Source organism: Cloacibacterium rupense (assembly GCF_014645495.1).
GTDB lineage: Bacteria > Bacteroidota > Bacteroidia > Flavobacteriales > Weeksellaceae > Cloacibacterium > Cloacibacterium rupense.
In genome coordinates, this window is record NZ_BMLV01000001.1 from 502,055 (window position 1) to 518,574 (window position 16,520).

12 protein-coding genes are annotated in these 16,520 nt (G+C 33.3%); 6 read left to right on the top strand and 6 right to left on the bottom strand.

From position 1 onward, the window contains the following. Positions 1-31: 31 nt before the first annotated feature. The 6 genes from IEW40_RS02260 to IEW40_RS02285 form a co-directional block, all read right to left on the bottom strand. Positions 32-991 carry a glycoside hydrolase family 5 protein gene (locus tag IEW40_RS02260; RefSeq protein WP_188616454.1) on the bottom strand — a complete coding sequence of 320 codons (960 nt, stop codon included), beginning with the start codon at positions 989-991 and terminating at the stop codon, positions 32-34. After that, positions 991-2,208 (bottom strand): glycoside hydrolase family 27 protein, encoded by a 1,218-nt coding sequence (locus IEW40_RS02265; protein WP_188616455.1) that lies wholly within the window; start codon positions 2,206-2,208, stop codon positions 991-993. The genes IEW40_RS02260 and IEW40_RS02265 overlap by 1 nt, the downstream gene beginning before the upstream one ends. A gap of 84 nt (positions 2,209-2,292) precedes the next feature. Next, a complete protein-coding gene (locus IEW40_RS02270; protein WP_188616456.1) occupies positions 2,293-3,333 on the bottom strand; it encodes an IPT/TIG domain-containing protein in 1,041 nt (346 codons plus the stop codon). Between the two features lie 7 nt (positions 3,334-3,340). Further along, positions 3,341-4,933, bottom strand: a complete 1,593-nt coding sequence (locus IEW40_RS02275; protein ID WP_188616457.1) for a RagB/SusD family nutrient uptake outer membrane protein — start codon at positions 4,931-4,933, stop codon at positions 3,341-3,343. Positions 4,934-4,937: 4 nt separating this feature from the next. Continuing rightward, positions 4,938-7,901: a SusC/RagA family TonB-linked outer membrane protein gene (locus IEW40_RS02280; protein ID WP_188616458.1), complete on the bottom strand. Its 2,964-nt coding sequence runs from the start codon at positions 7,899-7,901 to the stop codon at positions 4,938-4,940. Between the two features lie 232 nt (positions 7,902-8,133). Next, on the bottom strand, positions 8,134-9,012 hold the full coding sequence (locus IEW40_RS02285) for a helix-turn-helix domain-containing protein (RefSeq protein WP_188616459.1): 879 nt from the start codon (positions 9,010-9,012) through the stop codon (positions 8,134-8,136). A gap of 210 nt (positions 9,013-9,222) precedes the next feature. On the opposite strand from IEW40_RS02285, the gene IEW40_RS02290 reads away from it, so the two are divergent. The 6 genes from IEW40_RS02290 to IEW40_RS02315 all read left to right on the top strand — a co-directional run bounded on the left by IEW40_RS02290 (position 9,223) and on the right by IEW40_RS02315 (position 16,515). Then, entirely contained in the window at positions 9,223-10,368 is a 1,146-nt protein-coding gene (locus IEW40_RS02290; protein ID WP_188616460.1) for a glycoside hydrolase family 26 protein, read from the top strand. Then, complete coding sequence (locus IEW40_RS02295; protein ID WP_188616461.1) at positions 10,368-11,795, top strand: MFS transporter; 1,428 nt, start codon at positions 10,368-10,370, stop codon at positions 11,793-11,795. Before IEW40_RS02290 ends, IEW40_RS02295 begins: the two co-directional genes overlap by 1 nt. A gap of 27 nt (positions 11,796-11,822) precedes the next feature. Further along, a complete protein-coding gene (locus tag IEW40_RS02300; RefSeq protein WP_373283761.1) occupies positions 11,823-13,010 on the top strand; it encodes a glycoside hydrolase family 130 protein in 1,188 nt (395 codons plus the stop codon). A gap of 63 nt (positions 13,011-13,073) precedes the next feature. Beyond that, positions 13,074-14,264, top strand: coding sequence for an AGE family epimerase/isomerase (locus IEW40_RS02305; RefSeq protein ID WP_188616463.1), 1,191 nt, complete (start codon positions 13,074-13,076; stop codon positions 14,262-14,264). A 4-nt stretch (positions 14,265-14,268) separates the two neighbouring features. Then, positions 14,269-15,300: a carbohydrate binding domain-containing protein gene (locus IEW40_RS02310; protein WP_188616464.1), complete on the top strand. Its 1,032-nt coding sequence runs from the start codon at positions 14,269-14,271 to the stop codon at positions 15,298-15,300. Positions 15,301-15,303: 3 nt separating this feature from the next. Next, the gene (locus tag IEW40_RS02315; protein WP_188616465.1) at positions 15,304-16,515 is read left to right on the top strand and encodes a glycoside hydrolase family 26 protein; all 1,212 of its coding nucleotides are present in this window, start codon (positions 15,304-15,306) and stop codon (positions 16,513-16,515) included. Positions 16,516-16,520 lie beyond the last annotated feature (5 nt).

The window sequence follows — 16,520 nt, forward strand, 5'->3', positions numbered from 1 at the left end:
AGAAAATCCCGAATCAATCGGGATTTTTTATTTACTTTTTTGAATTATAATACCTTAGATATTCTCTAGTTTTTATGCCAGATTCTTTTAGGTCTTCATTTTTCCAACGGCCATCTGATTTTGCAGATTTTTTAAGAATAGAACAAGTCTCGTCTTTATCAGAAACAGACCATACCACCCAACTTATACCTCTTTGCTCCATCCAATCGATGTATTCTTGCCAAGATTGATAATCCATTTTTCCATCTCCAGTAGCTTCCATCCCTGCACTTTCTGAAACAAAAATAGGCAGTCCACTTTTAATAGCTTCATCTGTTCTGTCTCGTAGCCATTTTTTATGTGTAGCTGCATAAAAATGCATGGTGTACATTAGATTTTTGTCAATCGTAATAGGATTTTTTGCAGGCAAATGCACATCTTGATCCCAAGAAGGTGAACCTATCAGAATGATATTATCCGGGTCATTTTTTCTGATGACTTTTATAATTTCTTCAGAATAAGATTTTACTTCTGCCCAAGTTTCGTAATCTGGTTCATTAAAAATTTCGTAAATTACATTGGGATAATCGCCATATTTTTTAGAAACTTCATCAAAAAATTCTTTGGCTTCATTCAAATTAATATTGTGACTGTGCCAATCTACAATTACGTATATTTTATTTTTGATAGCTCCATCTATTACATTAAAAACCTTTTGTTTTGCAAAATTTTTATCTGCCTTATAGTTGCCAAATTCTCCGTGTTCTACGCCTAATGCAGCACGAACTACGTTTACTTTAAAATCTTTTTTAAGCCAAGAAACTGCAGATTCATTGTAAAATCTAGGCCACATGCTATGCCAACCAAAACTCATGCCTCTCAACATGAGATGATTTTGATTTTTATCTACCAATTGTGTGCCTTTTACAGATAACTGACCATGTTTTGCAACAAATGAAGTACCACAAGAAATAAGCAATGATAATAAACTGATTGTGAATAACTTTTTCATTATTTAATTTTTGATAATTTAAGAGCTACTACATCATGTGATGCCAATTCTTTACTAAAAACTTTATTGGTTTTACCTAAATCTTTGTGTTCCCAAAGGTCTCTTAGATTATATATTTGATTATTTAAATCTAATGTAAATTTAAAGTCTTTGTCTTCTATAATATGCTTTTTCCAGTCAAAGTTTATTTTTTGAGTTTTATCACTTCTATTTAGGAAAACAATAGCCCAATTATCATCAGAAAGAGGTTTTACCCAAATCTCTACTCCATTTTCGGATTGGTACTTGAAACCTTGAATTCCTAATTTATCTTGATTAATGGCAATCATCTCTTTATTGGTCAAGATTTTCAGTGTTTCTGGTTTCATTATTCTCAAATCATTTCCTGCAAAAAGTGGCGAAGCCATCAATGACCACAGGGTAAAGTGAGATTTATCTTCGGTATTGGTCATTCCATTGCCTACTTCCATCATATCAAAGTCATTCCAATGGTCAGGTCCAGAAAATTTACGAATATCTTTTCTCATCTCTAGAATTCTAAGAACTCCCCAAGAAGACCAATTTCCTTCCTCATGTTTGTATTCACAATCAAAACATGGGTAAATATCCCCAGAAATTCTCCACAAATTACCAATGGGTGTAGCCCAATTCCAAGGTTGATTATCTCCCCATTCGCAAATAGAAAAAACGATAGGTTTACCTGCAGCCTTCAAGGCTTTGCTCATGGTGGTATAGGCTTCTGTAGCATTAATACCTGCTGTATTACACCAATCATATTTTAGAAAATCTATTCCTAAATTTGCGTAAAATCTAGCATCTTGATATTCATAACCTCTGGTGCCAGGATAACCAGCGCAAGTTTGAGTGCCTGCACAATTGTATAATCCGAATTTTAAACCTTTAGAGTGTACATAATCAATAAGTGCTTTCATTCCGTTTGGGAATTTTACAGGGTCTGGAATTAGGTCACCGTTTTTATCTCTATGGTCTTTAACCATCCAGCCGTCATCTAGTACAATATATTCATAACCAGCATCTTTCATCCCAGAAGAAACAATGATATCAGCTGTTTTCTTTACTAAATCTTCATTGATATTTACTTCAAAAGTATTCCAAGAATTCCATCCCATAGGAGGAGTTTGGGCCACATTTTCAAATTTCTGAGCAAAGCATAAAGGAAATGAGATGAATGCTATAAGTTTTATTATTTTTTTCATAACTTTTTTAAAAAAAGAACCCTACAAATGAGGGTTCTTAACTAAATAATTAATCCTAGAATTATTTATATCTGAAAAACACTTTTATTTTAATACAAATCCCATATCATCAATCAAAATTGTATTTCCACCGAAATTACCAGATTCTTGGAAAGTAATTTGATCAAAAGTTGTAGGATTTCCTATATCAGAAAAAGGAATTTCTATATAGGTCCAGTCTGTACCAATTTTTTTGATAATCTGGAAAGCCCAACCTCCGAATACTAATTTTAAGCTTGCGTCAGAATTATCAATGGTACTTTTAAGTCTAATTCTAAATGCTTTATACTTAGAAACATCTCTAGAAGCAAATTTAAAATCAGCACCATCCCAACCTCCGAAAGCAATTTTCATAGATTTCTCACCTTGAAATTTGTCCGCAGTATAATCTGTAATGATTGGGGTACCACTCCAAGACCAGTGACCAGTATCTCCTTGTAAAATATCATCATACAATGCAGAGCCTACAGGTTGTGAAGCAGTAGTAGTACCAGAAATAGTGGTAACAGAGACTAGCTTATCATCAGAATTTGCAGGTAAAACTGCCTTTATTTCTGTAAGAGAACTTGAAATTATATTTGCGGTTGCAGTTCCCACTTTAACAACTGGATTTAGGAAAAAATTTCCGTAGAGTGTAATGGTTTCACCTGATTTTGCATTAATTGGGGTATAACTTGTAAAAACAGGTGCTGGCGGTGCAACTACAAAATCGTATTCCAAAGTACCATATTTGGTTACAAGTTTCATTTTATTACTTGCATTTGCATATGGTGTATTTTGGTTAATTGTTACTATAATATTGTTATCTGTAACAAAGTTAGGGTTAAAGGTAGACTCAGTATCATTGAAATAGATATGTTGAAGAGTAGAAAAACCTTTACCTTGAATAATATAGGTATTACCTGCATAACCTTGTGTAGTAGGTGTAATAGGAACAGCTTGACCGTTCTTATCTACAGTGGCACTTACGAGTGTAATCTCAGGAGAGAAGCTAATTCTATCAGAATCATCCTCACAGGCTGTAATAGATAACAGTGATATTAATAATGAAAATATCAAACTGTAGTTTTTAATTAAATATTTCATGGCGATCTTATTTGAATGTATATGGAACTGGTGCTTCTAATAATTTCGGATTTTTTGCTACATCATTTGCTGGATATGGCAAAATAAAATCACTATCGTCTGGTGTAAAACTCTCTGCTATCCACATATTACCTCTATTTTGTGCAGAAATAATAGCTTTTGCTTTAGCTCTAGGCAATCTGCCTAAATCGAACCAATAATCTCCTTCAAAAGCTAATTCTTTTCTTCTTTCGGTAAACAAATCGTCAAAAGTAAAAGAAGATACACTTGGCAATCCTGCTCTATTTCTCACTTCGTTTAATGATTTTAGAGCTGATGCATCTGATGTACTAGATGCATTTCCCAAAATAGATTCTGCATGAATGAGTAATAATTCTGCATATCTCATGATATAAGTATTATTATTCATCATAGCCCAAGCATCTATAGGACCTGTAGTGTCTCCGTTTTCTATACCAATACAGTATTTCTTAATGGCTGCACCTGCACCTTGCCCACCTATTTGGTCTGCTGGAGGTACTACCAATGCTCCGAATGATGAACCGACTTTAGCTTTAATATTTGGATAAGTATCTCCCGGGAACATAATGGTTTCATGTTTTCTTTTATCACTTGATGAATAAAGCGTTAAAATATCTTGAGAAGGACCAAAAACCCCACCGTAAGTAGCATTAGAAGTAGATACTGTACCATTACTAATTCCGAATTGGGTATTACAATTATTACCAGAACCATAGTTAGCATCTACTTTCCATTGTAATGCAAAAATAGATTCTTCATTATTATTGCCTGCATAGGTAAACAAATCACCAAATGATTTTCCTGGAAGTTGTGGTCCTCCTAAAAGTTTAAATTCTCCGCTATTGATTACTTCTTCAGCCATCGCTTTTGCATTGGCATAATCTTTTTGGTATAGATAAACTTTTGCAAGCATGGCTTTTGCTGAGCCTTTAGAAACTTTGGCATTGGCAGAGTAGTTACTACCTCTTACTTTACTATCTAGTAAATCTGCTGCTTTTTTATAATCTTTAACAATAAGAGTATAGATATCTTCTACTCTATTGGTATTTAGCTGAGGTGAACTGGCATGGTCTAGGTTATTCTCTATGATAGGAACTGGCCCCCATAATCTTACCAAATAAAAATAGGCGGTAGCTCTCATAAAATAAGCTTCTCCTATTGCATTATCTACAATTTTTTTGTTTACAGATGGGCCTACTCTAGATGATAAAAAATTAATAATATTATTAGCCTGAGCTACATTAGCCCAAAGAGACTGCCAACCATTATTTAATTCTGGGTCTGCACCTGTTATTGAAAAATTTCTCATCGCGTTTACGTCTGAAGAATTGGTATACATATTACCAGATCCTACTTCTGAAATTGCATAGAAAAACTTATTGTTAAATTGAAACCAAGTTCTAAAATACATCGCATTGGTAGCAGTAGAAACTTGTTCATCTGTTTTGTAATAAGTATCTAGTCCAAGTGAATCTTCTGAAGGTCTATCAGTAAATTCTCTAGAGCAAGAATTGATTAATGAAAGCGACATAGCAACGAGTAATGTACTTCCTATCTTAAATAATTTATTTATTTTCATTGTCTTAAAATTCTAAGTTAACACCAAATGTAAATGTTCTAGGCGAAGGGTATCTACCATTGTCTATACCTGTTAATAAAACATTTTGATTAAAAGAACCAATCTCTGGATCGTATCCTGAATAGTTTGTAAAAGTATATAAGTTCTGCGCACTTACATAGAATCTTACTCTACTCATCTTAAGTGTAGAAAGGAAATTAGCTGGCATAGTGTAGCCCAAGGTCACATTTTGAATTCTGGCATAATCACCTTTCTCAACAAATCTATCAGAAATATCAATGTTAGGATTACTGGTGCTTCCTATAGGTCTAGGTAAACTAGCATTAGGATTTTGAGGTGACCAAAAATCCATCGCTTCTACTAATTGATTTTGGTAAAGCATAGCATTTTGAATACCATTTCTTCTGGTAAGATTCATTACATCATTTCCTATAGAACCTTGTAAAAATATTGATAAATCTATATTTTTATACTTAAATGTATTGGTAAAACCAAAAGTAAAATCTGGGTTAGGGTCACCTATGATGGTCTTATCTTTAGCATCTACTACACCGTCACCATTTACATCTACATATCTTACATCACCTAAATAAGTTTGCCCTGGAGCTGTACCTATTGATTGACCAAACTGTATTGGTGCATTTTGTAGCTCTTCTAATGTTCTAAAAATTCCATTGGTTTTATATCCCCAAAAAGATCCAATAGACTGTCCTACAATAGAATTGGTAACCACATATGGTTGATATCCGTTCATATTGGCTTGTTCTGTAAGGGTAACACCATTTACGATGTCTAGCAATCTATTCTTATAATGAGAAATCACCAATGAAGATGACCAATTAAAAATTTCTCCATTTGTATTATATCCTAAGGTTAAGTCAATCCCTTTATTTTCAACTTTACCTAAGTTAGAATATGGAGCATCCATACCACCATACTGAGATAAGCCTCCAGTTAAATAATCAGGTAATGGGTACTGAAATAAGAAACCTTTAGATTCTTTGATATAGTAGTCAAAATTGACATTAAAGTTTCTAAACAATGTGAAATCTACACCATAATTGGTTTGTTTCATTGATTCCCAAGTAAGGTCTGGATTTGGAATATTTGATGGTAAGAAATAATCTGTCAATAAAGCAGAATATCTGTTGTTTGGTATCTGTTGATTACCAGTTTCTCCGTAACCTACTCTAAATTTAAGGTTATCAATATAAGGTTTCAAAGGTTCCATAAATTTTTCATTAGAAACTTTCCAAGAAACGGCAACCGCAGGGAAATAACCTACCTGATTATCACCTGCCGTAGGGTCAAATTTAGAAGAAACGTCTCTTCTGATAGAAGCTGAGAAACTATAGGTGTTATTAAAATCATAAATAAGACGTGCAAATAAAGATGCAATAGATGCACTTCCTTTGTAACTGGTTACTTTTCTGTTATCAGCATCAGAAAGATTGAGACCGTATATATCATTGGTTTTAAAGCCGTGTCCTTCTCCTAAAATACCTTCCCAATGACTATCTAAAGCTTCTTGACCAGCCAAAACGGTAAATTTATGATTTCCTAAAGCAAAATCATAAGTCAATAAATTCTTAACGTTGATAGAATACCAATTTTGTCTTCGTTCGAACAAGTCAGCTGTTAAATTAACTTGAGAACCTCTGTCATAAGAAGGTTGAAAATCTGTAGATTCTGAAAACTCAGTATTAGCAGCTAATTCGGCTCTATATTTTAAACCTTTCAATAAATTAACTTCACCAAATATACCACCCAAGAAATTTTTTCTAATCAGTTTATTTTCTCTTGTAAGTGCTTCAGCTACAGGATTGAAATAATTTACATTTTGTCCTGCAGGTGGCGCAGCATATGAGCCATCTAAATTTCTAATTGGCATATCTGGAGCTTGCAATAATGTATTAGAAATTAATCCCGTAAAACTTTGATTGACTGTAAATTTCTCATTATTAATACCTGTACTAAAATTACCTCCTACTTTCAACCAATCTTTTACTTTTGCATCTAGGTTTAATCTTACCGTGTATCTTTTAAGTCCAGTACCAATAATATTGCCTGGTTGATCTAGAAAATTACCAGACATGTAGTACGATACCCCATCTTTACCTCCTGAGAAAGCCAATTGATGACTCTGTGCAATAGCAGTTTGGTAAATTTCTTTTTGCCAATCTGTACCATATCCTAGTAATTCTGGATGTGCAAATTCTGGTCTTGGTTGAGCATTAAATAGTGCTGCTAATTGATTTTGATGCAAGGCATATTGTTGTAAATTCATCACATCTAATGTTTTGTAGATAGATGAAACAGAAGAATAGCCTTCATAAGAGATTTTACCCGTTCCTTTTTTTCCAGATTTTGTAGTGATAATGATTACACCATTAGCCCCTCTAGAACCATATATAGCGGTAGCAGATGCATCTTTTAACACATCTATACTTTCAATATCATTTGGATTCAAAAATGAAATAGGAGAAACAGCATTGTTACCTCCGCCTCCAGTAGAAGAGAAATCGCTTCCTGCAATTGGTCTTCCACTAGTAGATCTACCAGTAGCATCACCAGAAATAGGAATCCCATCTACAACATAAAGTGGCTCATTGGTTCCATTGATAGAGGTTACCCCTCTCACCCTTACTGAAGCTGCTGCCCCCGGTTGTCCATTACTATTGGTAACAGATACCCCTGCAAGTTTACCTTGAATCATTTGATCTAAAGAAACTTGTTTAATGTCTTGGATATCTTTTGTTTTAATAGAAGATACCGAAGAATTTACATCACTTTTTTTCTGAGTCCCATACCCAATCATCACGACTTCCTCTATTTGTTTCGTTTTAAGAGTGTCTCGTGAAGATTTTTGCTGAGCATCTACAGTGGTGATAGCTCCAAGAAGAAACAGAACGGCGATATTAGTTTTACCTCTGCTGCTTGGATTTAGATAATAAAGAAAACTCTTCATAATAAAATTGGTTGTTAATTTGATTATTTTCCTTCCTTATTGACAATTTGTAGATTTTCAAATTATCAATGATTTTTAATTTATTTTAGCAAAACAAATTTATAACTGAATGTGAAGGAATTGTTAATATTATTTTATCAATTATTACTATTATTTTCGCTAATGACATTTTTCATACAAAAATACATCAGTATTTATCATTAAATTGACAAAATAATACAAATATATTTATTTAAAGAATTCTCTTGATACCATTAAACTCTTCTCTATACACACTAGGCGTAACTCCTTTTATGCTTTTGAATATCCTATTGAAATTAGCAATATTATTAAACCCACATTTAAATGCAATCTCTGAAATACTCAAATCCTTTTCCACAAGGTTTCTTGCTGCATAGCCTATCCTCACATCATTTACATAATTCACAAAAGTCTTATTAGTTCTTTTCTTTATAAATCTATTAAATGAGACAGGACTCATTAATGCAACTTTAGAAACTTCCTCTAAAGTCAGCTTATTAGAAAAATTCTTTTGGATATAATCATACACTACTTTCATTTTATCATCATCTTCAAATTTGTCATAATCTACTGTAAATGTGGATAGTATCCTTTGATTTCTAGAAGTTGCCATATCATGCAAAATGGACAATATTTCTAAAAAATAATCCATTCCATCTAGTCTAGAAAGATTACAAATACGCTTAGAAAGATAATCTGCAGTAGAATACGAAAACAAAATCCCATGAGATGACCTATTAAACATATCTCGTATAGGCCTCATAATCCTTCTTGACAAAAGATTATCATCAAATAATTTTTCATCAAATTGTATGGTAATCTCATGAATATTCTTCTCTTTACATTTATATGTTTCCCATGCATGATATAAATTCGGACCTACTAAAACCAACTCTATATCATCTATTTCCTCTATATGATCGCCTACTATCCTCCTCACACCTTTACCATTTTGTATAAAATTAACTTCAAATTCTGGGTGGAAATGAATAGGAAAATCAAACTTGTCTTTCACTCTATCAAACACTAAAAAGCTGTCACTGCTGGTTAATGGAGGAATTTCTCTAAAAAAATTTTTCTCATTTTTCATCGCTTTATTTTTATTGCAATTATATAATATCATAATGACAAAATAGTATTACTCATTTAAAAAAAACATCTACTAAATTTGTCTTAACAAAAATAGCAATTGTTAACATTCCATTAATATAATTTTTATCATACATTTTAAAATATTTTTAAACATTTTAAAATATAGTTGAAAATTCATAAATTGGTTAATAAATTACACTTTTTCATCATGACAAGTTATTTAAAGAAAATTATTCTCATTACTTTAGGCGCATCATCTCTTACATATCATGCCCAAAACAATCATAATTTGAATATTCTGTCTGATTCTAAAGCAACTAAAGAAACTATAAACCTTTATAAAAACCTTATAAAAAACCAGGAGAAAGGATACTTTTTTGGCCATCAAGATGACCTTGCTTATGGTGTAAAATGGAGATATGAAGAAGGAAGAAGCGACATAAAAGATGTAACCAATGACTATCCAGCAGTTTATGGCTGGGATTTAGGGAGAATCGAACATAAAAAACCAAATAATCTAGACGGAGTTCCATTTAATAATATGAAAAAATGGATAAAAGAGATTTATGACAGAGGTGGCATTACTACCATAAGCTGGCATATGGATAATCCTTTAACTCTAAAAGACTCTTGGGACACCACTCCTAATTCTTTTAAATCTATACTCCCAAATGGATCAAAACACGAACTTTACAAATCTTGGTTAGACAAAGCAGCCAAATTCTTAGGCTCATTGAAAGGATCAGACGGAAAAAAGATACCTATTCTTTATAGACCTTTTCATGAATTAACTGGAAACTGGTTTTGGTGGTGTAAAAACAATGCTAATCCACAAGAATTTAAAGAAGTTTGGAAATTTACCATCAATTATTTAAGAGAAACCAAAAAACTACACAATTTAATTATTGTATATAATACTGCCGATTTCAAATCTAAAGAAGATTTTTTAGAATATTATCCAGGAGATGATGTGGTAGATATGATTAGTTTTGATAAATATCAATACAATGACCCTACTAAAGATAATTCATTCATTGCAGACACTCAAAATCAATTAAAAATAATGAATGAAGTTTCTCTAGAGCATCATAAACCTATGGCTATTGCAGAAACTGGCTACGAACAAATCCCATATGCTAATTGGTGGACCAAAACACTTACCGATGCAATAGGAAATTACAAAATCTCTTTCGTTTTGGTGTGGAGAAACCACGGCTGGCAAGAAAATGAAAAGAAAATGCACTACTACGCACCATATAAAGGGCAAATCAGCGAAAATGATTTCATAGATTACTATAACATGCCCAATACTTTCTTTCAAAAAGATGCAACCAAACTAAACTTATACAAATAATGGCTGAAAAAATAAAATTAAAGGAAAAAATAGCATACGGTTTCGGAGATGCAGCCTCCTCTATGTTTTGGAAGATTTTTGGGATGTACTCCTTATTCTTCTACACAGATGTTTTCGGGATTACCGCTGCTGCTGCAGGAACTATGTTCCTCATTGCAAGGCTTTGGGATTCTTTCTTTGATGTCTTTGTAGGAATTGCTGCTGACCGTACTAAAACCAAGTGGGGAAAATATCGTCCTTATCTTCTTTGGTTTGCCATTCCATTTGCAGTAATGGGCGTTTTCACATTTTATGCTCCAGATTTAAGCAACACAGGAAAATTAGTTTACGCATACATCACCTATTCATTAATGATGATTGTTTACTCATTGATCAATGTGCCTTACGCTTCACTTTTGGGTGCTATTTCTGCAGACCCAGAAGAAAGAAACCAACTGTCTTCATACAGAATGTCATTTGCATTCATCGGTAGTTTTGTTACATTTATGCTACTACAGCCTTTAATTGATTTTTTTTCAAAAACTTTTGATGCTGATAGCGTGACACAAGCTGCAAAAACTGCCGAAGCTTCTGTAAGTACTTCGGTTATAGGTTGGGTAATGGGTGTAGGTGTTATTGGGATCATCTGCGTCATTCTATTCTTATTATGTTTCAGTTGGACTAAAGAAAGAGTGCAACAAATAGAAAGCGAAGAAAATGTTTCCATAAAAACAGACCTTAAAAATCTTTTTCACAATGCCCCGTGGTGGATTTTGGTTGCTACTGGTTTAGCAGCACTCCTTTTTAATGCCGTAAGAGATAGTGTAGCCATTTATTATTTCAGAGATTATGTGAAATTCAATTACAAAATGGCAGGCACAGGCTGGGACATTACCACTATTTATTTCTTAGTTGGTCAAGCTGCCAACCTTATCGGAGTAATGGCGGCCCCTTCAATTTCTGCAAAATATGGTAAGAAAAAAACTTATATGATTGCCATTTTATTGGCTGGTTTACTAAGCATTGTCTTTTATTTCATCCCGAATAATATTGTATGGATTTTAACTTTACAATTCTTGATTTCCATATTTGCAGGATATGTATTACCACTTCTTTGGTCTATGTTTGCTGACATTGTAGACCATCAAGAATTACTAACCGGAAGAAGAGCTACAGGACTTATTTTTTCGTCTTCTTCTATGTCTCAAAAATTAGGTTGGGCACTAGGAGCAGCACTTAGCGGTTGGATTTTAGCTTGGTTCCATTATGTACCAGATGCGGTAACACAAAGTGCTGATACCATTTTCGGAGAAAAATTAATGATAAGCCTATTACCTGCTGCTTGCTGTGTTTTAGCACTCGTAGGAATGGTTTTTTATCCCTTATCAGACAAAAAAGTAAAAGAAATTTCTGAAGAATTAAATTCCAGAAGACAAAATAATATTTAATCATTTATACTAAAAGTTATGAACTTAATGAATGCAACTGACATTTTTTTGAAAAGAAAAAATGAACTTGAAGAAGAATATAAATCTTTAGTTGAAAAACCTAATGTGCCTGTTAAAGAATTTAACAATGGCATCTACACCAGATATCAAAATCCTGTACTTACCAATCAACATATCCCATTAGAATGGAAATTTGATTTTAATCCTGAAAGTAATCCATATTTCTTAGAAAGAATTGGTTTTAATGCTGCTTTTAACGCTGGAGCAATAAAATTTAATGGTAAATACCTACTTTGTGCAAGAGTAGAAGGTAATGATAGAAAATCTTTCTTTGCAATTGCTGAAAGTGATAACGGAATAGACCACTTCAAATTCTGGGATAAACCATGTGTAATTCCTCAGATTGAAGGAAACCCAGATACCAATGCTTATGATATGAGATTGGTACAACACGAAGACGGTTGGATTTACGGAATTTTTTGTACCGAAAGAAAAGACCCTAACGCTCCCGCTGGCGACACCAGTTCTGCCATTGCTAATGCAGGTATCGTAAGAACTAAAGATTTAATCAACTTTGAAAGACTACCCGACTTAATTTCTAATACAGGCCAACAAAGAAATGTGGTGCTACACCCAGAATTCATTAATGGTAAATATGCACTTTACACGCGTCCACAAGATGGTTTTATCGATGTAGGAAATGGCGGTGGAATTGGACTAGGATTTGTAGATGATATGACCAACCCAATTGTTAAAGACGAAAAAATTATTTTCGGAAAAGTGTATCATACCATTTATGAACTTAAAAACGGATTAGGTCCTGCACCAATTAAAACATCTAAAGGCTGGTTACATCTAGCGCATGGCGTAAGAAATACTGCCGCAGGTTTGCGCTATACTCTTTACATGTTCATGACAGACTTAAACGATATTTCTAAAGTAATTCATACACCAGCAGGTCATTTTATGGCACCAGAAAATCAAGAACGTGTTGGCGATGTTTCTAATGTTTTATTCTCAAACGGATGGATTGCAGATGATGACGGCAAAGTTTACATTTATTATGCCTCTTCAGACACCAGAATGCATGTGGCGGTTTCAGATGTAGAACGTTTGGCAGATTATGTAATGAAATCACCAGAAGACCAATACACAACTGCTGCATCTGTGCAGACTATTATTAACCTCATAGAACATAACAAAAAGTTTTTATAAACTAGTTTCTTTATTATCTCAAAAAACCTCACCAATTTATCGTGGGGTTTTTTACCTAAAAAAATGAAAGTGGAACAGAAAAAACAATTACTTAAAGATAAAGCCAAAGCAGAACTTACCAGTATTTTAAAATATTGGCTAGAAAATACCATTGATGAAGAAAATGGAGGATTTGTGGGCGAAATTAATCATCAAAATGTAATCAATAACAATTCTGAAAAAGGTGCTGTACTCAATGCTAGAATTCTATGGTCATTCTCCGCTGCCTATGCTGTAGAAAAAAATCCTGAATATCTTAGCACAGCTAAAAGAGCTTTTCAATACATCAAAGATTATTTTTTTGACAAAGAATTTGGAGGGATTTTCTGGAGTTTAAACGCAGATGGAAGTCCTAAAGATACCAAAAACCAAATCTACGCTATCGCATTCGTAATCTATGGATTGTCAGAATTTTATAAAGTTTTCAAAAACGAAGATGCCTTAGAACTCGCGCAAAGCCTTTTTTATAAAATTGAACTTTATAGCAAAGATTATAAAAATAAAGGCTATCTAGAAGCTTTCACCAGAGATTGGCAAGAAATAGAAGACCTAAGATTGAGTGAAAAAGATGCCAACGAAAAGAAGACCATGAATACGCATCTTCATATTGTAGAAGCTTATGCCAACTTATATACCATCTGGCCAAACCAAAAATTGAAAGATGCCATCAAAGAAATTTTAGAAGTAATCGCTATTTACTTTATAGACAAAAATTCTTGGCATTTAAAACTCTTTTTTGATGAAAATTGGAAAGAAAAAGAAGATGTCATTTCTTATGGACACGATATAGAAGCTGCTTGGCTCTTGCAATGGTGTGCAGAAACCATAGAAGATGTAGACTTGGTAAAAAGTTACCAAAAATTTGCTGTAGAATTTGCAAAATCTACCAAAGAAGGAATAGATAAAGATGGAGGTTTATGGTACGAATACGAACCAAAAAAACAAGAATTAATTGCCGAAAAACATTGGTGGCCACAAGCTGAACTTTGGATTGGGATGATTAATGCTTGGCAATTAACTCAGAACGAAGAATTTTTAGACATTACAGAAAAAAACTTCGAATTTGTAGAAAAATACATCATAGACCTTAAAAAAGGAGAATGGATTTGGGGTGTTTATGCAGACTACTCTCCTATTCTAAAAGATAAAGCAGGATTCTGGAAATGCCCATATCATAATTCCAGAGCATGTATAGAACTTATAAAACGTCTTTAGCACCATGAAAAAATTATTAATTTCTTTTGCTATTTTAAACATTGCCCCACTTTTTGCCCAAAAAAATTTAATTAAAAACGGTAGTTTTGAGTTAGAGGCTGATTCTTGGCGTGGCGAAAACATTTTAACCATCAATCCTTACCTCAAAAGATCGGGTGATAAAGGAGGAAATATTTATGAATATACTTCTCCTAGTTGGAAAGGTATAGACCAAGAATTTATAATTCCTAAAAATACTGCAGCTTTAGAAATTTCTGCTTGGGTAAAAACTGATGCGGTAGAAAAAGGAAAAAACAATTGGAATAAAGCAGTTATAGTCTTAGAAATAGGAGGAAAAACTCAAAATATTGCAGATTTAGAAGGCACTACACCTTGGCAATTGGTGAAAAAAATTATTCCAACAGAAAATAACCGTTCTGGAAGATTGATGTTGGCTTTGTCTGAATGTACAGGATCTTTCCTTTTTGATGACATCAAAGTTACTCCAATTTCAAAAGATGATTATGCTAAAATAGTTGACGAAGACATCAAAAAAAAAGAAGCCATTTCTCTTCAAACTTCTCAAAATCCTTCTTCTAACCCTAATACTGAAGAATTTACCAATGGAAACTTTGAAAACGGAACTTTTTCTTGGCGTGGTGCTGTAAATCTCTCAAATACGATTAAAAAAGAAGGAAACGCAGCTTTAGTTTTAACTTCTGCTTCCAAAGATTGGGTAGGTGTAGACCAAATCTTTAATGTACAGAAAGAGGCAAAATCTGTGACCATTACTGGATGGCTGAAATCTGAAAATATTGTTCAGGGAGAAAACCCATGGAATAACGGACTTCTCAACGTAGAATTCTCTACTGATGGAAAAAACAAAACAGCAAATGATGAAAGCATCACCTTTGTAACTGGTACTAAAGACTGGCAACAATATTCTAAAACATTTAACCTTCCAAAAGATACTCAAAAACTTAGGTTGATGATTGCCCTTGGTTTTGCAACAGGAACGCTGTATGCAGATGATATTCAGGTAAAATTTAATCCTTAAACAATGAAAAAAAAACGAGTACTATTTCCTATTTTATTCTTACTCTTGATTATTTCTTGTGATAGAAGTGAACCTATTCCTGTAAACCCCACTCCTAAACCACCAACTGTTACAGACGTGGTCACTCCACAAAATGTGAAAAATTACATGGTAGATAAAAATGCAAGCACAGAAACGGCGGCATTATTTTACAACCTTAGAAATTTAGGAAAAACGAAAACAATAATCGGTCAGCATGATGCTTTCAATTCTTTTTATCAAAACAGTGGAAGCTCTGACATCAAAAAAACAACTGGAAATGACCCAGGTATTTTAGGCTCAGATTTTATGTTTATTACAGACAAAGACAATCCTAGTAACAATTGGTATGTGCAACAAGAAAACAAAATCATACAAGACACCAAAGATGCTTATGCCAAAGGAATGATTAATACTTTTTGTTGGCACCTCAGAGAACCTTACAATGAAAAAAGTTTCTATGCAAGCGATATGACTACTGAGCAGAAAGCAGACGCTTTTAAAAACCTTTTACCAGGAGGTAAATTTAATGATTGGTACCAAAAAAAGCTAGACAAAGTAGCTTCTGTGATTACTAATTTGAAAGACAGCAATGGAAAATTTATCCCTATCATCTTCCGACCTTTTCATGAGTTTGATGGCAATTGGTTTTGGTGGGGAGCAAGCTACTCTACCGCCGAAGATTATATTGCAGTATACAGATACACAGTAAATTACTTAAGAGACACCAAAAACGTACACAATATTTTGTACGCTTTTTCTCCAGACAACTCCTACGGAAATGCTACTTTATATCTCAGCAGATATCCTGGTGATGATTATGTTGACATTTTAGGAATGGATAATTATGGAGATTTTGACAATAAAGGCGCTGCTGGAGCTACAACTGCCAATGCTAAACTGAAATATATCTCAGATTTAGCCAATGCTAAGAATAAAATAGCAGCACTTACAGAAACAGGTTATAGAGTAAATTCTACCAATCCTGCTATTAGCAATTGGTTTTCTACGTATCTTTACGATGCCATTAACAATAATAATGTACAAATAGCTTATGTTATGTTTTGGAGCAATACCAGCAACGGATATTATGTGCCTACACCAGGAACTTCTAATGTTGTAGATTTTCAGAATTTTGCAGTAAAATCAAAAATTATCCTTCAAAATAACTTGCCTAAATTATATGTTTTTCCTTAAAATAG